The organism is Sphingobacterium sp. BS-2 (genome assembly GCF_046161205.1).
Taxonomy (GTDB): Bacteria; Bacteroidota; Bacteroidia; order Sphingobacteriales; family Sphingobacteriaceae; genus Sphingobacterium; species Sphingobacterium mizutaii.
In genome coordinates, this window is record NZ_JBIXGO010000002.1 from 54,903 (window position 1) to 75,398 (window position 20,496).

Consider the following 20,496-nt stretch of genomic DNA (forward strand, 5'->3'; position numbering starts at 1 on the left):
CAATTAAATCTTAAATACTTGTTTAGAATTGTTGGTCGTTATTTCCGCGATCTTCTCTATTCCCATCTCATGTATGTCCGCAACCTTTTGGGCTACATATAGCAGATAACTACTTTCGTTTTCTTTTCCTCTGAAAGGCACAGGAGCCAGATATGGTGCATCTGTTTCCAATACGATATGTTGTAGGTCGATTTCTTTGACAACGGCATCCAAGCCCGCTTTCTTAAAAGTTACCACTCCACCGATGCCTAATTTGAATCCAAGGTCAATCGCTCGGTGAGCCTGTTCAAGGCTACCGGTAAAGCAATGGAAGATACCGAATAATTTCTCATCGGCCATTTCATCCAGAACATCAAATACCTCATCAAACGCTTCCCTACAGTGGATAGATATTGGAAGGCTAAGTTCTTTGGCCCATTGGATCTGTTTCCTGAAAGCATCCTTCTGGATTTCCAGCGTCGATTGGTCCCAATAGAGATCAATCCCTATTTCTCCAATGGCATATATTTTTGATTCTTGGATCTTGGCATAGATCTGATCCAATTGCTGTTGATAGTCGTCTTTTACATCGCATGGATGTAGACCAAGCATAGGGAAACAGTTTTCAGGATAAGCTTCAACGGTTTGGAAAACCTTATCGATCGATTCGACATCTACATTTGGAAGAAACAGCCTACTGATACCATTCTTGAAACATCGCTCAAGCTGTTCTTTCAGTTTAGGAGTTCCAGCTTGATAATAGATATGAGTATGCGTGTCGGTTAAAGTCTGATTTTTCAGATCAATTTGCTCTTCCATGCTGCCAAAGTTAATATATTGTTAGTTAATCTAGTTCTATTGAATAAAAAAACGCAGTTCTCATAATGAAAACTGCGTTTTTTTATAAATTTTGTAAAAGAACTCCTGATTAGTTAATTGGAGTTTCTACTGGAGCCCCTGTTGGAGCAATAACTTGTGGAGTATCTCCTTTCGGACCAGGGATAATATCTAATACTTCTACATCAAATACCAATGGAGCATAAGGAGGGATCAAGTTACTTTGCTGACGCTCGCCATATCCTAATGAAGATGGGATAATCAACGTTGCTTTGCCACCTTTTTTCAATAACTGAAGACCTTCAGTCCATCCTGGGATAACTGGGGTATGACCAACACGTACGCGTAATGGCTCGTATTGTTTCATTGGGTGGAAGATTCCTTTTTCTTTAGCTACTTCTGGGTTGCTGGTATCGAAGATTTTGTCGTTTGTCAAACCACCAGTATAGTTGATCACAACAGTATCACCTACTACAGGGTTTGCGCCAGTACCTTCGGTTTTGATTACATATTGAAGACCAGTTGCAGTTTTCTTAGGTTGCAATTTGTTTTTCTCTACGTATTTAGCAATTTTTCCTTCTTCAGATTTTTTCAAACCTTCCATTTCAGCCAAGTAATATTTGTTTACTTGTTCGAATAAAGCTGAATCTGTTAAGCTTCCTTTTTTGAAAAGTTTCTTAACCTTGATGGTGAATTGAATGTATTTATCTGCGAAATCAGGTTTTGGTTGACCTGTTTTAGCAGCCATAGTATCTAAGTCCAATTTGAAAGTAGCACTATCACCTTCACCTAACATTTTCAAGATCGTGTTGTTGTCACCAGCGTAACCACCTTGAACCAATGAATCAGGGATTACCGGAGCGATTTGAGGCAATCCTACATCATAAGTGCTTGCCAATAAAGAGTCACGGTCTGTCTTAACAACAATATCCATGGCTAGAACGTCTCCACCTACAGCTTTTTCACCACCTTTGTCTTCGAAGAATTTATATTCTAGACCACCTTCACCTTTTTTGAAACTTTGGCATGATGAAGCTAGAAAAAGACCAGCTAATGCTGTTAATACTAAAATCGATTTTTTCATTTTTTTATTTATAACGCTTATTATATTTTATGTTAAATAACTTTTGTACTCTGGAAGGATAGATTTGAATTTTGCTACCACCTCTTCCAGACTATCTGTTGAATTACCTCCAGAGGCATTCAAATGCCCGCCACCATTGAAGTATTTCCTGCAGATCTCGTTGCAAGGGATATCGCCAATGGAACGCAAAGATAATTTAATTAATTCAGTTCTATCAATAAATAAACCAGCTAACCTAATCCCTTTTATCGATAACGCATAGTTCACTAAACCTTCCGTATCTCCGGTGCTCACATTGAATTTCAAGAGGTCTTCTTTAGTCAATGAAAATAATGCCGTATGGTATTCCGGAATTACTTCTAAACAGTTCAAAAGACTATAGCCTAAGAACTTTAAACGGTTTTCTGTTGAACTATTGTATATATTCTCATGTATTTCCCAATTCTTTGCTCCTGCATCAATCAGGTTGGCAATGATATGGTGAACTGCTGAAGTCGTGGACCTGAAACGGAATGAACCTGTGTCAGTCATGATACCCGCGTATAAACATGAGGCTATTTCTGCTGTAATGGATTCCTTATCGTGATAAACATCCGCGATAAAGGTATACACTAACTGTGCTGTAGCCGCTGCGCTAGAGTCCCAGTATTCTACCGTTGCGAAATCTTCGGGATCTAAATGATGGTCAATCATCCATTTTTGCCCTTTGGCCTCACGGATGATTGGCTCCAGAATATTTGTCCTCGAAAGCGCACTATAATCTAAACAGAAGATAATTTCTGCTTCATCAAATAGCTTTTGGGATTCCTCAGGTTGATCAGGATAGTATATTAAGTCTTCAAAACCCGGCATCCAGCTTAAAAAATCTGGAAAATCTGATGATAACACAACATTCACATCATGGCCTTTTCCTTTTAGCCAATGATATAGTCCTAATGATGAGCCTAAAGCATCTCCATCGGGTTTATGATGAGTGGTGATTATTATCTTATTAGGTCTGGAAAGTGCTTCTAAATATTCTTCTCCTTGTAGCATACGTTTTTTGTGAATGCAAACCTACTGAAAAAAAGTTTGCAATTAAAAATTTTTACGGCTTTAAATCTATCTTTATTTAAATTATCACCTATCTAAATCAATTGAAAATTAGCCGGTTAATGTCTGAAGGCGTAGATTTTGTAATCACGCTTGGTCGTCAACAAATAATTGCCTGAATTGTAATTGATCTTGCCATAATAGAACAATGGTAATCCTTCCACTGGAAATCCATCCGCCAAGGAGCCATTTTCAGCAAATAGATAGACAAGATTCTCCTGATCGGCAATGCCTAGCTGATACATACTGCTCGAAACTGGGAAAAAATTAGGCTCCGCATCTATATCTTGAGTGAACGTGTAATCATACAGCTGTCTTGGGCTATCACCCAATTCAAATACTTGTAGGTAGGAGCCATCGATGACAATCAATTCAGGGGCTGTAGTACCATTGATGTTTTCAAAATAAGCATCATAGCCTTTTTTCCATTCCCCATTCAGGACGATCTTGCTCGTTCCATCTGCCTTTATTTGATGAAGATTGCCTTCATTGTCCGTACAATAAAACTCATAATTGTTTTCCTTGTTTACCACTCCCATCGATCCTACGAACGTAACATCTCCTTCAATATCGATTTCCTTGGTTTTACTGCCACTTTGGTCAAAGAAGTATACTCTTCCAAAACTGCTTGCGACCACCGCTTGTTGATCGATAAAGTAAATAGGACCCAATATTTCTCCTTCTATTCTCGCATTGTCCCAACCGTTAACTGGACCGCCTTCCATATCGTATGCCATAATCCTATCCTTAGCGGGGATCAATATGATCTGCTGCCCACTGAACTCAGCGATAGTTGGACTGCCGGTAGGTTCAGAAGAAACACTTGTAGAGAAGCCTTGCAAGGTCTTTCCGCTGGTATCAAAGCGGTATAGTCTTCTTCGGTCGGTAACCAATAAAAGGCTACGATCGGCTAATTGTTTTGCCTTGCCAACAATTCTTCCAGAGAATACGGATGACCATAGTTTCTTTCCTGAAGGATGGATGGCATGAACGGTATGGTCCTGTTCTTGGACAAGGATAAATTGGGACGTATCGGAATGTTCGAAAACATAGGGGCCATTGATCAGCCTGCTACCCATGTCGTAAGTCCATTCTGGAGTTACACCCAATCGGTTTTTACTTTTATAGATGGTGTAGAACCTGCTGATGAAATTTCCAGCATTACCCGATAACTGTAATGACCAAGAATAAAAATCCTGATATCCATATTCATCATCGTCCCTGAACTTCCTGCTATATTCAGATCTCAAGGTGTTATTGATGAAATTACCTCCGTTTTTCGTGTTGATAAAGAAGGTGACATTGGCTTCATTACCTTGGATCTGTTCGTAATTCTTGAATCCTAAACTGGCAACCAAGAAGTCTTTGTTTTTCCATTTACGCACATATTCCTGTACCGTCGAAAGTTGATTAGCCATCACCAACATATCATTGATACGAACAAAATACGGTCTTGAAAAGGCCTTCAATCCATCGCCAAAATAACGATAGGGGATATTCGCAAACCTAAACCTATAGGTGCTATCACTTACATTTTCAGCGATATTGCTGATGATCTCGTTCAGCTTGCTGCTGTCTTGTATGGTAATGAATCCTAAATAATCAGAATTGCTCTGTTCAGCAACCGCAAAATTACCAGCCAATGTAGATTGGAAGTCTGCCAATAAACCTTCACGGTTGTTATTGATTTCCTTGGCTTGACCTTGTAGCTGTTGGAAGTTGTCTTGTTTGGATTGCCAGATGGCTAAGTCTTCAAACCATGACTTGGAATCGCTGAAAGAGTACTCCACGTACATCATGGTATTGGAAGGAAAGTAGTTATATAGTCTCTGATTGGTTTTGCTCTGATTTGCAAAAAGCCCAATATACTCGCTATCCTTATCGACCAACTGGCTTTCGCCGGTCAACATCAGGGCATCTTGTTTGAAATTGATATTCCAAACCGTTTCTCCTTTGAGGTTGACAAATTGTCTCAAGAAATCTCCAGGGCGGTTTTCCTTAAATACAGAGATAAAAGAGGCAATATTTTGTTGCGGTACATAAATGGTAAATGGAGCATTCCTGTTATTATGTTCGTTGAAGAAGGTAACTTGATCTTTTTTTAGCTTTTCCACCTTTTTGTCATTGACTTTGACCAAAAGCCCTTTGTTGAAACTGGAGAAAAAGGTGTTTTCCTGATAGGTCACATAAAATACTGAATCCAGCTTTTTATCATCCTTGAAGGTGGTATCTCTTTCGATGTTCTTGAATTCATAAATACGTATTCCAGCGGTATCAGCTGTGCTAACCTTATACTTTTTGCTTAATGTTAGGAATGTTTGGTCCAAGACAGATTGGTCAACTTGGTCCATGCTATGGATGCTGAACAAGGTGCTTATTCCCTTTTTCCCTGGATGGAAGGACATCAAGATTTCCGCTCCACCCACCAAAGGCGACAGTTCTTTGTTACGAAGTAAGTTTTGTTTTAGTTGTTTGAGTTCATGCATGGCATGTTTGCCCAGCATGGCTTCAAAAATCTCAAAATCCTTGAAGATATTGTCTGTTGTAGCATCGTTTAGGAATGATGCGATTAGATAGGTGTCCTCCGGTAAATGCTGTACTGGTCCTACGTATTCTTGTTGTTCCTTGTTTAGATCCCCAAAGTAAAAAACCGACGCAACCACCACCGCAATAAATAGAAGGATCGAAACAATTATTGTATTTCTCATGGACGAATAGTCTTCCTTTTGTTTGTTTTAGTGTTCAATATAGACAAAATTGCAAAAATAGGAGTGCTTTTTAAGAAGTTATTTTATACATTTATAAACGAAAAATCATAAGCGATTATTTTAGCTTTATTTATGAACAAACAAATTATCCTAACTGCTTCTTTTTTCGGTTTGTTAGCTGTAATACTTGGTGCATTCGGTGCACATGGTCTTGAAGGAAAGATTTCTGAGAAACAACTAGAAACATGGGGAACAGCCAACCAGTATCATTTCTATCATACGCTGGCGCTATTGTTCCTTTCCACTTTTTCTAGAGCAAAAAGCCAATCCATTAAAGTTTCTTTTATTATGTTCACGATAGGGATTGTTCTTTTTTCTGGATCTCTATACCTTTTGAGCACCAGGAATCTGCTTGGTATTGAAAACATCTCTGTTATTGGTCCCGTGACTCCATTAGGAGGACTATGTTTTATGGTCGGATGGATTGCATTGTTTATTGCAGCAATGAAAAACAGAGCTTAAAATTGAATTGACGATTCTCAAAATAGAATTAACAAAAAGGCACCGATCGGTGCCTTTTTGTTTGATAGGCGGAATAAGAGTCCGAAAATATATGCTCTGGCTCTGAATACTGAATACTAATAATAAATACTATTATTACCTTTGTTTATGTCTCAACTGGATTTAACGGCTCCTAGCCGTGTCACTTATTTTGTAGAGGTTGTTTTGCCATTGGCGATTGCTAAATCCTATACCTACCGTGTTCCATTTGAATTGAATGATAAGGTAGCTGTAGGTGTTCGGGTGATCGTTCAATTCGGGAAGAACAAAATTTATTCAGCTGTTGTCAAGAATATCACAACTGATCCCCCTCAACAATATGAAGCCAAATATATCTTAGATGTTGTAGACAATGAGCCCATCGTAAATGATACCCAATTACAGATGTGGGATTGGATCGCAGAATACTACATGTGTTATGTAGGAGATGTGATGCAAGCTGCCTTGCCAGCAGCTCTTAAAATGGCATCAGAAACCAAAATCGTTGCATCAGATGATCCAAACCTGGATCGCTCTTCGCTCTCAGATAAAGGCTATATGATTCTGGAAGCTTTAGATCTTGCAGGCGAGCTGACCGTGAATGATGTCATTAAAATCTTAGGCCAAAAGACCGTTTTCCCCTTATTACGAAGTCTATTTGAACATGGATATATCCTGATTTCGGAAGAAATCAAGCAAAAATATAAGGCAAAAACAAAAGCCTTTCTGAGGTTGGCTTCCGAATTCAATGATCCTGATGGGAGACGTGAGTTATTGGATAGCTTAAATCGAGCTCCAAAGCAACAGGATGCAATCATTGCTTTCCTGCAACTTATCAAAACAAAGAATGATGTTAGCAGGCAGGATATCATGGAAGTATCCGGCTCCGGTGCTGGCGCCATTACAGCCTTGATTGACAAAGGTGTCTTTAGGGTTGATGAAAAGGTGGTCAGTAGGTTTGAAGGCACGGATGTTTTGTTATCTCCAGATTTCAGCTTTAGTCCTGCACAAGAACAGGCATTTGATGAAATCAATAATTCCTTTGCTGAGAAGGATGTCGCTTTGCTTCATGGGGTCACCGCTTCAGGGAAAACCCAAATTTATATCCGTCTGATAGAAGCCGTTCTGCGCGAAGGCAAATCTGCTTTGTACCTATTGCCAGAGATTGCATTGACAGCACAAATTACAGAACGGTTGAAATTGCATTTCGGAGACCAATTAGGTGTGTACCACTCAAAATTCAATGACAATGAACGCGCGGAGGTTTGGCATAAAGTCAATAAAGGCGAGTTTAAAGTGGTCATTGGAGCTAGATCCTCTGTTTTTCTTCCTTTCCTCAAGCTCGGGTTAATTATTGTGGATGAGGAGCATGAAAACTCCTACAAACAATATGATCCTGCACCGCGATATCATGCCCGCGATACTGCCATTTACTTGGCTCATCAGCATCAAGCGAAAGTATTGTTGGGCTCAGCTACCCCATCGGTAGAGAGCTATTATAATGCGAAGGCTGGCAAATACGGTTTGATTGAATTGACCGAAAGGTTTGGAGAGGCTAAATTGCCAACTATCGAAATTGTAGATATCGCCGAAGCAGGCCGAAAGGAAGAGATGTACTCCTACTTTAGTTTGAAGCTCCTAAAGGCAATCGAAGAAACCATTCAAAAAAAGGAGCAGGTCATCCTGTTCCAGAATAGAAGAGGACATACCCCATTTTTACAATGTGGAACCTGTGGATATGTAGCGAAATGTGTGAATTGTGATGTCAGCTTGACCTACCATAAGACAAGTAATCTGATGCATTGCCATTATTGTGGATTCTCAGAAGAATTGGTGCAAACCTGTCCAGCCTGTGGATTGCCCAATATGCAGAGCAAAGGATTCGGAACAGAAAGGGTGGAAGAGGAGTTGGAGATCCAACTTCCTGATCTTCGTATCGGACGCCTTGATCTGGACTCTACGAAAGGAAAATATGGCTTTGATAAAGTGATTTCTGCCTTTGATAACCAAGAGTTCGATGTTTTGATCGGAACGCAGATGATTACGAAAGGGTTAGATTTTGGAAATGTGAGCTTAATTGGAATCATCAATGCCGATGGCATGATCAACTTTCCTGATTTTAGAGCTTATGAACGGGCTTTCTCTTTATTCTCCCAGGTCTCTGGTCGCGCAGGCAGAAGGCAGTCTGAAGGAAGAGTGATTATTCAGACCAATACTCCAAACCATAGGATCCTCGATCAAGTTACCAATCATGATTACATGGCCATGTTTATGGCAGAAATAACTGAGCGAAAGAATTATCAATATCCACCTTTTTACAGACTGATCAAGCTGGATGTCAAACATACTGATCAAGATCTCGTCCATGACGCTGCAAAAAGATTAGCTTCTTTACTTCGACAGCAATTAGCGGAACGTGTCTTAGGGCCAGAACCTCCATTGGTAGCACGTGTAAGAAATAATTTTATTCAAACGATCACCTTAAAGATCGAAAGGAAGAACATATCGATTTCCAAAGTAAAGGAACTGATCAAACAGGCCTTATTGCATTTTGAATTGGATAAGAAAAACAAAGGTGTCCGTGTGCAGATCGATGTGGATCCGTATTAATTGGTTTTCAATAAATCACGCTTTTTAATCTGCTTTTCTGCTTTTCTTTTTTGTCCTTTTACCTTGTTGCGCCAGACTATAAATCCTGTTATTGGTAAACTAGCGCATATTAAAGAAATGATGAAGGCTAGGATTTTCGTTGGTAACCCCGAGACATTTCCGGTATGCAAGTCGTAATTTAAAGTTCCTAATCGGTCGCCAACTTTTAAATTATCTGAAGAATTTACATTTTCAATGCTATTATCTTTTTTGTTAAAGTAATACCATCTAAATTCCCCAGTTCTCATTTCGGTCAACCTGATTTGCACATCAAAAGTTTCATCTTCTGGTTTACTACTTCTGATGGACATCATTCCTGCGTTGGAATACTTTAGCAATAAGAAGTGAAGGGCATTATCAAGCTGTTCACCACCGGGATAATAATTGGGGATCTTGAAAGGCTCTCCTTCAAGCTTTTTGATTTCAGATCCATCAAATGAATTGAAAAAGGAAATGTACGCTTTCTTAAAGGAAGGATAGGTAAAAACCAATCCAGTGATAGCTATTACCAATGCGATTATGAAAGAGTAAAAGCCTAGGACATTATGCAGGTCATAGTTTAACCGTTTCCATTTAGATTTCCAATCTATCCAAAGGCTTTTCCGTAACGTCTTCCTTTTCCATCTTTTTGGCCACCATAACACTATTCCAGACAGTAGGATGATGACAAATACTATTGTTGATATTCCAACGACCCAGGTTCCATATTTTTTACCTAGGAGCAAGTTCATGTGCATCTGCAGGATGATCTGAAAAAATTCGGTTTTAGAATTTTCAACAAATAAGACCTCTCCGGTATAGGGATTCAAAAAGATCCTTTTGTAGGTCTTGAAATAATTCCAATATCCAAAGGCGTCAGGGTCAATTTCCTGTACCCGAAAGATCCAGCTTCTGCTTTTATCAGGATATAAGTCTACCCTTGAGATAGATTCGCCAGCATTTAGTTGCTTAATCGCAATTTCTTTGAGTGAACTTAATGGAAGAGCTTCTTTCGATTCATAATGCTCACTCAAAATATAACGATCAGGATAGCAAACTAATTTGAGCTCATCAAAAAATGTATAGACACAACCAGTTAAGCCTAAAATTACCACCACTATTCCTGTGGTAAGGCCTAACCATTTATGCAACCAAAGGATGAAGCTTTTTACCATTTAAAATCTATAATTAATATTTAATGATGCGGTTGTTCCGGTTCCTTTAACATATTCGGCATCAACTGCCCGATATTGACTGATGACCGGGTAATAATCCTTGTTCAAGAGATTTTCCACGCCAAGTCCAAGTGCCCATTGTTTGTTGATCCTGTAGCTCGCTGATAAGTTAAAGAGGTCAATAGCTTTGATTGGCCCCTCACTATTTTTGTAAAGACCTTTTTCATTCTTTTCAAATCGATCCCGTGAACCGGTATGGATATAATGCAACTGTAAGTTCAGAGCGTCGGTAGGGGTATATATGATATAGGCAGTAGCTTTATTTGGGGCAATTCTGGTTCCATTAAGATAATGGGACACCTGTTCAGAATCTTCTGCCTTACCTTCAACATGAGCAAAAGTTCCACCTATTGTCCATTGATTGGAAAGTTCAGCATTTAAGGTAAATTCTAATCCCTGTACTTTTTCAGGTAGTCGCTGTGCCACCAAATATCCTCCTACATCTACCAATTCTACCCCCATCTTTGAAGTGCTGTAATAATAGGACGCGGAGAAATTGAATATATTGAAGTGACTAGAAAACCCTACTTCGTAGTTATTGGTGATTACTGGGTCAGTTTTGATGCTATCCAGATCATTGTCGGTTGCCCGTCTTACAATTCTTCCCAACTCATTGATGGCAAAGCCTTGGGAAAAACTAATAAAAGGGTTAAATACTTCATATTTATTATAGCGAAGGCCCGCATTGAAGGTAGCTCCTTTGTAAGGGATTTTTCCTCCAGTCACGGCAATACTTCCCTCATTATTCGGTCCGGTCGCGATGGTGTTGAAATCTTTGATTTTAACCGTCGCATTTTCATATCTAACACCTCCCTTTAAAATCAAGTTTTCTAAAACATCAATACGCAATTGAGCATATGGAGCTATGTTCACCATGTTCATGTCCGGGATATAGATTCGACCATCCGTTAGATTCTGGTCGGTTATATCATTCAATAGGTCTAAACCATAAGTGATATCGGAATTAGCATTGAATATTTGAAAGGGAGTATTCAAATTTACCCTTAAGCCCTTTTTCTCTGAATTGATTTGCGTTTGTCCCGGTCCATACCAAGCGGTTCCTTTCTCAATATATCTATTCATCGAACGGAATGTATTGTAATATAAGGAGGCTTGAAGGAAAGTTGATCCGATTAGGTTATTGTTGAAATAACTTAACATGGCATTATGATTATATGGAGTACCAGTAGGTTTTCCTGGATCATCACCCTTGACACCAATGGTTGGAGTTTGCCCATATTTGCCCGTTTGGCTGACGTATTTGGCATGTTGTGAACTGTTAAAGAAATTGTACAGAACGGAAATACCTGAATGTTCATTGATATCATAACTAACTTTCAAAAAGGCATTGTATTGATGGGAATTTGATAGACCATCGACTTGACCAAGGGCGATCCCATCGGCATCCCGTTGAAGTCCATTGTATTCTGCTGTTCCGCTAACTGTGTAACTCCACTTATCTACTTTCCCAAATAAGGTCTGATCAAATCGATAGCCTATGGTCTCTGAAGCATGGAGAGGATTAATTATAGTCCTTAAATTGCTGCTTCCAGAAATCTCTTTGTTTACATCATGATTGCTTTTAGTAATGTAATTAATGATTCCACCTGCAGAACCATTTCCATAAATGGATGTTGCCCCTTTTATGACCTCCACCCTTTCAATCACTGATGGATCAATGGACCTGATATCTCTAGCTCCATTCATTAAGGGAGTAGATTGGGGAATACCATCTATCAGTACAAGGACAGACCTTCCTCTCAAAGTTTGTCCGGTATTGGTAGCCTTATTGCTGCTTACCCCCAAGCCCGGTATGCTGTTCCCTAAAATATTGGAGATGTTGGTGTTTATTTGGCTTTGAGCCTCAATCTCCTTGCTTGTTAATATAGAAATAGATGAAGGAACTGTGGATATATGTTCAGGTTTTCGACTCGCAGTAACTACAATTTCATCTAAGTCATTTTTTTCTTGAAGGGTAAAGTTCAAGGGCTGTTTTACTGTGTCCGGTGAAACGGAATGGAAAATGGTTAAATATCCTGAATGACTGATCTGTAGGTTAAGAGGCTGTTTGAATTGTTCATAATTGATAACAATCGCGCCATTTTGGTTGGTTTTTCCGATAGTTTTTCCATTTACTTTGATGTTTACATCCGCTTGCCTCCCTGAATTTGGATTATTTACATGTAGGTCTAATTGTTGAGCGGTTAATGAAATTGGAAAAACCAGGAATAGTAAAACCTGAGTTTTTGATAACAATTTGTATAGATAGCGCATCTTATTTTTATTTAGAACAATTTTAAATTGCGCCAAATTTATATAATCCGCCCTTATTTACAAAAGCTAAAATTAAATAATATTAAAATTTTTTGTTATTAAGCTATTCCTGCTATAAACTATACACGAAATCATATTTCGCCCAAATACATACTATCCGTGCAATTATAGCTGCCATCATTAGAAAGGAAGGCAACATACAAATGATAAATAGCCTCCTTATTCTTTTTCCTAAAGAATAATTCTTGTTGCTTGTCCAGCAATAGGTTTCCATTCACCATCCCATAGATCTTATTTTCCCCATTGCTCTCAGGTTGAAGAAGAATCATAATCCTATAGTTGTCCATGTTGTAGGCATTGAACAAAATCTTATCATAATCCCAATAGATCCGAAAAGAATCAGTTTCATCACATAATTCGATCTTGATGTCCTGTATTGGGTTTTCAAAACCTTTGCTGATACTGAACTTCTCCCAATTCAGTTCAAACCTAGATTCCCTTTCAATGATGGCATTCTTGAAATTATACGACATGGCAGCATGGTAACTGGTCCATTCCTCATGGTAGTTTTTGAAGCCCAATCGAATATAGGGCAGGATCTCAGCTATGTATTCTTTGAGGTAATTGAATTTAGAATCTGATTTGTTTTGTGGAAAGACTCTGTCCTTAGTCAATCGTAATTGAGATGGATTTGTTGCAACAGGACTTTTCGTACTGCTATAAACAAAAAATCCCACTTTTCCATTTAGTGGGATTTGATTTCCATTTTTTAAAGTTGCCATATCACACCTGTTTGTTTTATACTAAACATACAAAACACGTGGGCGACTAGCAAGAGTATTTGAAATTAAATTTACTTTAAATAAAAGTTATTAACCTACTTTTTCACCTTAGAAACCTTGAATGGTTTTTTCACAGCCTTCTTAGCAGCCTCCTTTACGATCTTTGCCTGCAAATCCGTAACCTTTTCTGGTTTATAATCTGTTTTTGTAGGATCAAGATTGAATAATTTAGCATACCAAGTCAATGCCGCAGCAAATCTTCCATAGTCCAGATTCAGATGATAACCGTCGCGAGTGAAATTATCTCCAATAGAACTTGTTCTCCCATTCTGGATGGTGGTACCATCTGGAACGATAAAAGCATAATCACCCGTTTTATCCAATCTCGAGGTTACACTCATGATGCTATCATACATATTCTTTTGGCTATTGTCATAGTTCGTGAATCCTTCATGTTTCGAATCTTGTTGATAGGCCCATGTTTGGTGATAAACAAGTTTGGTGTCGGGGTGAACATGCGCAAATACATAAGTCCAAAGATCAGTCAGCGTTTGCATAACGACATTGTATTTTCCAGAAAGGGGAGAGGCTTGTTGCAAACTCACATAATCCCAGTTTTCGTCTGCCAACGCATCTTCTATACTGGTCTGCTCCGTTGTTTTCTTGGATCCATCCAAGCTTATTTTTCGATAGCTGTATGCTTTCAGGTTATTATGAGCATTTTTTAAGTGTAAATCTAAGGGAGCTCCTCCGATATATAAATTGCCGATTACAATCTTTTTGCCTGCAGCAGTTGATAGCTCATGTAGGTAATTCTCCAAAGCATCTTCCGAAAAGCTATTCCCTATGGCAAGGACCTTCATGACATCATCGTCATTGGGTGAAGTCTCTTGGGCAAGCACTACTTGGAACTGCAGTAATATGATAAACAGATAAATAGTCAGTTTTTTCATTTTATCAATTTTTTGGGGTTTAATAGGAATATTGTTTTATTAATTTCCTTCACCTATAAAAGTACAAAAAATATAGCTTAAGGATATTTTCTTTATCATTTTTCAGAACCGTTCTGACCTTGAATGTTTTGCATTTTAACCTTAATAATATGGTAAAATAAGGGTAATTTTGAGACATATGGCTTATAAGTTTATAGACAATTACCGGGAACAGGGCGCAAGGAAGCAGTTGGTGAAGCATCTCGAAAAACGTGGGATAGAGGATAAGAAGGTGTTGCAAGCGATTGCAAAAGTCCCTCGTCATTTCTTTTTTGATGAAACCTTCTGGAACCAAGCTTACCGGGATATTGCATTTCCAATCGGTGATGGCCAGACCATTTCCCAACCTTACACCGTAGCTTATCAAAGCCAATTACTGCACATCAAAAAAGGCGATAAAGTCCTCGAGATCGGTACTGGTTCTGGTTATCAGACCTGCATCCTAATGGAACTCGGTGCCGATGTGTATACCATCGAGCGTCAGGAAAACCTGTATCACCGAACCATACAAGTATTGCCCTATATGGGCTATAAACCAAACTTCTTTTTAGGCGATGGCTCCAAAGGTATTCCCGAAAAAGCACCTTACGACAAAATCATAGTAACTGCCGGAGCTCCGTTCGTGCCTGAAAAAATGCTGAAACAACTTCGTCTAGGTGGTCTTTTAGTTATCCCAGTCGGTGACGAGAAATTCCAGAAAATGGTAACCATTCTCCGTGTCGGTGAAAACGACTTCGAAAGGATCGAACTAGATACCTTCAGGTTTGTTCCTTTGGTAGGAGATCAGGCTTGGTAGCTCGGAAGAAATGAGATATGAGATATGAGATAAAAGACGCCGGTAATGGCGTCTTTTTTGTATTGAAAGCTGCTATTTATCTCAATACTCACATCTCAATTCTCATATCTAATACCTACCTTAGCTCCTATGAGTGCAGATTTCTACCAAAGCAATGTCAATAGGACAAAAGAAGAAATAAAATCATTAGAGAAGCAAATCAACAAGAATGCCTTTCTCCGCTTAGGGCTGATGATTCTTGGAGCTATAGGGATATGGCAATTATTCTCCTTGAACAATATCTTTCTTGTATTGGGAGCATTTCTTTTGGTGATTTTCCTATTTGCATTCTTGGTGTACAGGCAGGCAAAGGTAGATAGGCAACTCCAGGAAGCTAAAGTGTTTTTAAGTGTCAATGAAAATGAGCTCCATATTCAAGACCGCAAAAAGAACATGTACGATGATGGTGAAGCTTACGAAGATCCAAAACATCCTTATAGTTCAGACCTTGATATTTTCGGACCAAACTCCTTGTTTGAAATGGTTAACCGTTGTGCTACAAAAGATGGGGTAGCGGTTTTGCACTCTTGGATGGATGCCCCGTCCAGCAAAGAGGAGATTTCCGCTAGACAAGAAGCCGTAGAGGAATTAAAAAATGATCCTGAACATCTGCAGGCTTTCCAAACTAAAATGTTGTTCAATCTAGGATCCAAGATCAATTTAAGATCCTATATCTATAGTTATTTCCACGATAAATCCTTCCAATTTGGCAATGCATTCTATAAAATCTATGTCCCTATTGTACCTTGGATCTTTTTGGCGGGAATACTATTCTCCATCTTTGTTCACAATATAGGGGGCTATCTCTTGGGCTTAGGCATTATCCATCTCCTGTGGACCATGGCGCAAGCTGGTAAAGTCAGCCATTTCTCCAATAAAATCGATAAGATTGGAGTTTCACTGATCGGCTTTGCAGATGCCATCAAATTAATGGAAGATAAAAATTATAGCGCTAGACTTAATCAGGAACTGCAAAAGAAGATCGAAGTCGAATCCCAACAAAAGAAACTATCCAGCATTATCAATGAGCTGGGTAAGTTGATTGATAAACTGGATGTGAGAAACAATATGCTGATTGGTGCTATCTTAAACATGCTTGCCTTATGGGATTTTAAACAAGTAATGGCAATCAGCAAATGGAAAGATCAATACGAAGATTCCATTCTCTCAGGCTTTGATGCGGTAGCAAAATATGAAAGCTTGGTGTCCTTATCCATACTTGCTTATAATCATGCGGACTGGACCCAACCCAACATCTTGGATGATTTTGAAAAGGATCAACTTATTGCCGAGGATATCAATCATCCATTGATCCCTTCCAATAAGTCGATTGCGAATGATTATCATGCCCAAGACCATAAAATCGCCTTGATTACAGGATCCAATATGGCAGGTAAGAGTACTTTTTTGAGAACGATAGGGATCAATGCAGTATTGGCTTATACAGGCGCTGTGGTCTGTGCCAAGAACTTTGCACTTCCGATCTATCAGCTGGTAACCTATATGCGAATCAAAGACTCCCTCAACGAAAGTACCTCTACCTTTAAGGCTGAATTAGACCGCATGAAGTTTATCCTGGAACGCGTGAAAGATATCAAATCCAGCTATTTCTTGATTGATGAAATGCTCAGAGGAACCAACTCCGTCGATAAGTATTTGGGATCGAAGGCCATTATCAAGAAATTGATCGAATTACATGGTCGCGGCATGTTGGCGACCCATGACCTGCAGCTTTCTGATTTGGTCAATGAATATCCGGGATACCTAAAAAACTATCATTTTGATATCCAAGTGCATGGTTCTGAAATGCTGTTTGACTATAAATTAAAGGATGGTGCATGTACCATTTTTAATGCGTCCATGCTGTTGAAAGGTATCGGAATAGTCGTAGAAAGCGAAAAAGTTGATTAACTTTGCGGCTCAATTTAAAAAATGACTGTTCAAGAACGTATCGATCAAAGCGAAACACGAATTACCATGACTGTGTTTCCTTCCCTTACCAATCATCATGACACCCTATTCGGTGGTAAAGCCATGGCGATCATGGATGAGGTTTCCTTTATGTGTGCTACACGTTTTTGTAGAAAATCCCTAGTAACTGTATCGACCGACAAAATCGACTTCCATAAAGCGATCCCTTCTGCAAGTATTGTTGAAGCGGTAGCTAGAGTAGAGACTGTCGGCAGAACTAGCTTAAAGGTCTATGTAGAGATCTTTAGAGAAAGCATGTACGAAGATGGCCGTGAATTAGCCATCCAAGGCCGGTTCACTTTCGTAGCCTTAGGTGACGACAAAAAACCTATTCCAGTTTTGGAAGGTTTGGATGTAGAATAAAATCCTATTCAATTTTTGCCCTTGCATATTGAGGTGCCCAGTTCAAGTCTACCCCCAATTCTTGGGCCCAACCGTAGACCAGGTGTGGATGTCTCAAAAACTCCCTGCCCAATAGAATTAGATCTGCCGCACCTCGATCTAGGATATCCTGTGCCTGTTTGGCGCTAGTTATTAGACCAACAGCCCCAGTCGTAATTCCAGTTTCTCGCTTCACTTGATCCGCAAATGGAACCTGATATCCAGGGCCAACCGGAATTTTCTGGAAGGAAACAGCACCACCCGAAGAAATATCAGCAACTTCAACGGCTTTCTCTTTCAAAATATGGATCAATTGAATGGTCTGCTCAATATCCCAACCGCCCTCAGCCCAATCCGTAGCCGATAACCTCACCCATAGGGAATGTTCAGAGTTCAGAACCGATTGAATGGAGTCTACGATCTCCAACAACAACCTGATCCTATTTTCAAAACTCCCTCCATATTCATCATCCCTAAAGTTTACCAGTGGTGATAAAAACTGATGGATCAAATAACCATGGGCAGCATGGATTTCGATTATTTGGTAACCAGCCTCCACAGCTCTTGCTGCTGCGGCTTTAAATTGCTGGATGATGTCTTGAATTTCGCTTTTGTTTAATCCAATGGGTGGATGTTCTTTTTCATGGTATGCAATTGGAGAAGGAGCTACAGTTTGCCAACCATGCTCTTCATTTGGGAGAAATTGCTTCCTGCTGATCCAAGGCAGATCGGTGCTCGCCTTTCTTCCAGCATGCGCCAATTGTATCCCCACTTGACTTCCCTGTCCTTTAATAAAACTGGTTATCTGTTTGTATTTAGTTATATGCTCATCCTTCCAGATCCCTAGGTCGCTATAAGAAATCCTGCCTTCTGGACTTACAGCGGTAGCCTCTTGGATCACTGCACCCGCTCGACCAATGGCAAATTGACCGAGATGGACCAAATGCCAATCATTTGCAAAGCCATCTACAGCACTGTATTGACACATCGGTGATACAACGACTCTGTTTTTTAATTCTAATTGAGAAAGTTTTAATGGTGAAAATAGGGAAGGACTTGTCATCTGTTTTTCTGGGTTTAATAAATTCGACCTGTCTTTAAATGTACAGATCATTTATCAAAAAAGCAGCATAAGAAGGCTTTATTGACTTTCAGAAAGCAATTGAACCTGTAAAAATAAAAATCAGATTATTCGTTCCGAATGACCTCAGGCAATTCCTTCAGTTCTTCTTCTGTAAATAATCGATAATGGATCTTGAAGGTTTTACCCATAGGGGTTTCCAATGAAAATCCCCCAGGTCCAAAGCCATCCAGTACATCTAGCGTAAAATGTGAAAACTTCCAGTATTCAAAAAGATCACGATCCACCCAAAACTCAAAACCCTCGACCAATCCGATCATGGCATCGTTCATCCGAGGATAAAAACCTCCCTTTTCAAAACATTGCGGTTGGGTTCCTTCACAGCATCCGCCCGCTTGATAAAACATCAGCGGTCCGTGTTTCTCAGTCAATTCCTTGATTACTGCTTTCGCATCCTCAGTTACATCTATCCTTGAAATCATAATTTGCTTTTGTTAAGAAAGGGGTTATAGAGCATAACCCCTTTTCACACATTTAACTATTAAACTCTATTAAAAGAATCCAAGCTTTTCTTTGCTGTATGAGATGAGCATGTTTTTAGCTTGACGGTAATAGGCTAACATCATTTTGTGGTTCTCACGTCCAATTCCAGACTGTTTATAACCACCAAATGGAGCTCCCGCAGGATAGCTGTGGTATTGGTTTACCCAAACCCGACCAGCCTGTATAGCTCTAGGAACCATGTACAATTCATGCGCATCTCGTGTCCATACACCCGCTCCTAATCCATATATGGTATCATTCGCAATGGCAATGGCCTCGTCAACATCCTTGAATGTCGTAACAGCCAATACTGGACCGAAGATCTCCTCTTGGAAAATGCGCATCTTATTGTTCCCTTTGAATAGGGTAGGCTTGATGTAATATCCATCATCGATGTCACCGCCTAAATGGTTTTCATCACCTCCGGTTAAAACTTCCGCACCTTCCTCTTTTCCTAATTTGATGTAGGACATGATTTTGTCCTTCTGTATTTTGGAAGCTTGCGCTCCCATCATCACCGTTGGATCCAATGGATTTCCAACTTTGATCTGGTTTACTCTTTCAATGACGCGTTCTATAAATTTATCATAGATGGACTCTTGGATCAATAACCTGGATGGACAAGTACAGATCTCGCCTTGGTTCAACGCAAATAATACTGCACCTTCAATTGCCTTGTCCAAAAAGGAGTCATCTTCATCCATTACTGACTCAAAGAACACGTTCGGAGACTTTCCGCCTAATTCCAATGTCACTGGGATAATGTTTTCTGTGGCATATTGCATCACCATTCTTCCCGTTGCAGTAGAGCCTGTGAAGGCTGCCTTGGCAACTTTCGGATGGGTTACCAGATGACGGCCTAACTCCGATCCGAAACCGTTCACAACGTTGATCACACCTGGAGGAAGTAGATCTCCAATGATTTCCATCAATACCATAATGGAGGTAGGGGTACTCTCTGCCGGTTTCAAGACTACGGTACATCCTGCAGCCAGTGCCGGTGCCAATTTCCAAACCGCCATCAGGATCGGGAAATTCCAGGGGATGATCTGGGCCACTACACCGATTGGTTCATTCACGATCAAGGAAACCGTTGTGCTGTCCAACTCAGATAATGAGCCTTCTTCTGCACGGATCACACCGCCAAAATAACGGAAATGGTCAATCGCCAATGGAATATCAGCATTCAATGTTTCACGTACCGCCTTACCGTTGTCGATCGTCTCCACGATTGCTACCTGCTCTAAGTGCTGTTCGATACGGTCAGCAATCTTAAATAAGATATTACTGCGTTCGGTCGCTGAAGTCTTGCTCCAAGTCTCAAATGCTTTACTTGCTGCTTCTACAGCTTTATCAATATCCTCCTTGGTCGAATGGGCAACCTGTGTAAAGGGCTTTCCGTCAATGGGTGAGATATTATCAAAATATTTTCCTTGGGTTGGTGGAACGAAGGTTCCATTAATGTAATTATCGTAACGCTCTTTGAACGTAGGTCTTTTTAATTCGCTCATAGTTCTGTGTTTTTAATAGTTTA

16 protein-coding genes are annotated in these 20,496 nt (G+C 39.7%); 5 read left to right on the top strand and 11 right to left on the bottom strand.

The window, feature by feature from the left end; translation table 11 throughout:
- Positions 1–3: 3 nt before the first annotated feature.
- The 4 genes from ACK2WI_RS00570 to ACK2WI_RS00585 form a co-directional block, all read right to left on the bottom strand.
- Positions 4–798, bottom strand: a complete 795-nt coding sequence (locus ACK2WI_RS00570) for a TatD family hydrolase (RefSeq protein WP_409149231.1) — start codon at positions 796–798, stop codon at positions 4–6.
- 109 nt (positions 799–907) lie between these two features.
- Complete coding sequence (locus ACK2WI_RS00575) at positions 908–1,900, bottom strand: FKBP-type peptidyl-prolyl cis-trans isomerase (RefSeq protein WP_093101412.1); 993 nt, start codon at positions 1,898–1,900, stop codon at positions 908–910.
- Positions 1,901–1,927: 27 nt separating this feature from the next.
- Positions 1,928–2,935 carry a DHH family phosphoesterase gene (locus ACK2WI_RS00580; RefSeq protein WP_409149233.1) on the bottom strand — a complete coding sequence of 336 codons (1,008 nt, stop codon included), beginning with the start codon at positions 2,933–2,935 and terminating at the stop codon, positions 1,928–1,930.
- Positions 2,936–3,051: 116 nt separating this feature from the next.
- Positions 3,052–5,700 (bottom strand): hypothetical protein, encoded by a 2,649-nt coding sequence (locus tag ACK2WI_RS00585; RefSeq protein WP_409149235.1) that lies wholly within the window; start codon positions 5,698–5,700, stop codon positions 3,052–3,054.
- A gap of 132 nt (positions 5,701–5,832) precedes the next feature.
- On the opposite strand from ACK2WI_RS00585, the gene ACK2WI_RS00590 reads away from it, so the two are divergent.
- Positions 5,833–6,222 (top strand): DUF423 domain-containing protein, encoded by a 390-nt coding sequence (locus ACK2WI_RS00590; protein ID WP_093101418.1) that lies wholly within the window; start codon positions 5,833–5,835, stop codon positions 6,220–6,222.
- 147 nt (positions 6,223–6,369) lie between these two features.
- The gene (gene priA, locus ACK2WI_RS00595; protein ID WP_409149237.1) at positions 6,370–8,850 is read left to right on the top strand and encodes a primosomal protein N'; all 2,481 of its coding nucleotides are present in this window, start codon (positions 6,370–6,372) and stop codon (positions 8,848–8,850) included.
- On the opposite strand, the gene ACK2WI_RS00600 is transcribed toward priA, so the two are convergent.
- The 4 genes from ACK2WI_RS00600 to ACK2WI_RS00615 form a co-directional block, all read right to left on the bottom strand.
- Positions 8,847–10,043: a PepSY-associated TM helix domain-containing protein gene (locus tag ACK2WI_RS00600; protein WP_409149239.1), complete on the bottom strand. Its 1,197-nt coding sequence runs from the start codon at positions 10,041–10,043 to the stop codon at positions 8,847–8,849. The two genes, priA and ACK2WI_RS00600, sit on opposite strands and share 4 nt — an antisense overlap.
- Positions 10,044–12,377 (bottom strand): TonB-dependent receptor, encoded by a 2,334-nt coding sequence (locus ACK2WI_RS00605; RefSeq protein WP_409149241.1) that lies wholly within the window; start codon positions 12,375–12,377, stop codon positions 10,044–10,046. It abuts the gene before it with no gap.
- Between the two features lie 131 nt (positions 12,378–12,508).
- Positions 12,509–13,159 carry a DUF6266 family protein gene (locus ACK2WI_RS00610; protein ID WP_312696824.1) on the bottom strand — a complete coding sequence of 217 codons (651 nt, stop codon included), beginning with the start codon at positions 13,157–13,159 and terminating at the stop codon, positions 12,509–12,511.
- 95 nt (positions 13,160–13,254) lie between these two features.
- On the bottom strand, positions 13,255–14,112 hold the full coding sequence (locus ACK2WI_RS00615) for a DUF4886 domain-containing protein (protein ID WP_093101428.1): 858 nt from the start codon (positions 14,110–14,112) through the stop codon (positions 13,255–13,257).
- A 178-nt stretch (positions 14,113–14,290) separates the two neighbouring features.
- Here ACK2WI_RS00615 and ACK2WI_RS00620 point away from each other — a divergent pair, with 178 nt between their 5' ends.
- The 3 genes from ACK2WI_RS00620 to ACK2WI_RS00630 all read left to right on the top strand — a co-directional run bounded on the left by ACK2WI_RS00620 (position 14,291) and on the right by ACK2WI_RS00630 (position 17,320).
- Positions 14,291–14,947 (top strand): protein-L-isoaspartate(D-aspartate) O-methyltransferase, encoded by a 657-nt coding sequence (locus tag ACK2WI_RS00620; RefSeq protein ID WP_093101430.1) that lies wholly within the window; start codon positions 14,291–14,293, stop codon positions 14,945–14,947.
- A gap of 129 nt (positions 14,948–15,076) precedes the next feature.
- Positions 15,077–16,897, top strand: a complete 1,821-nt coding sequence (locus tag ACK2WI_RS00625) for a MutS-related protein (protein WP_409149244.1) — start codon at positions 15,077–15,079, stop codon at positions 16,895–16,897.
- Between the two features lie 21 nt (positions 16,898–16,918).
- Positions 16,919–17,320 carry an acyl-CoA thioesterase gene (locus ACK2WI_RS00630; RefSeq protein WP_093101434.1) on the top strand — a complete coding sequence of 134 codons (402 nt, stop codon included), beginning with the start codon at positions 16,919–16,921 and terminating at the stop codon, positions 17,318–17,320.
- Positions 17,321–17,324: 4 nt separating this feature from the next.
- Here the strand turns inward: ACK2WI_RS00630 and ACK2WI_RS00635 are convergent, their stop codons facing one another.
- The 3 genes from ACK2WI_RS00635 to ACK2WI_RS00645 form a co-directional block, all read right to left on the bottom strand.
- Positions 17,325–18,401 carry an NADH:flavin oxidoreductase/NADH oxidase gene (locus ACK2WI_RS00635; protein WP_409149247.1) on the bottom strand — a complete coding sequence of 359 codons (1,077 nt, stop codon included), beginning with the start codon at positions 18,399–18,401 and terminating at the stop codon, positions 17,325–17,327.
- A gap of 125 nt (positions 18,402–18,526) precedes the next feature.
- Positions 18,527–18,901, bottom strand: a complete 375-nt coding sequence (locus tag ACK2WI_RS00640; RefSeq protein WP_093101436.1) for a DUF779 domain-containing protein — start codon at positions 18,899–18,901, stop codon at positions 18,527–18,529.
- Between the two features lie 69 nt (positions 18,902–18,970).
- Entirely contained in the window at positions 18,971–20,473 is a 1,503-nt protein-coding gene (locus ACK2WI_RS00645; RefSeq protein ID WP_093101438.1) for an aldehyde dehydrogenase family protein, read from the bottom strand.
- Between the last annotated feature and the right edge of the window lie 23 nt (positions 20,474–20,496).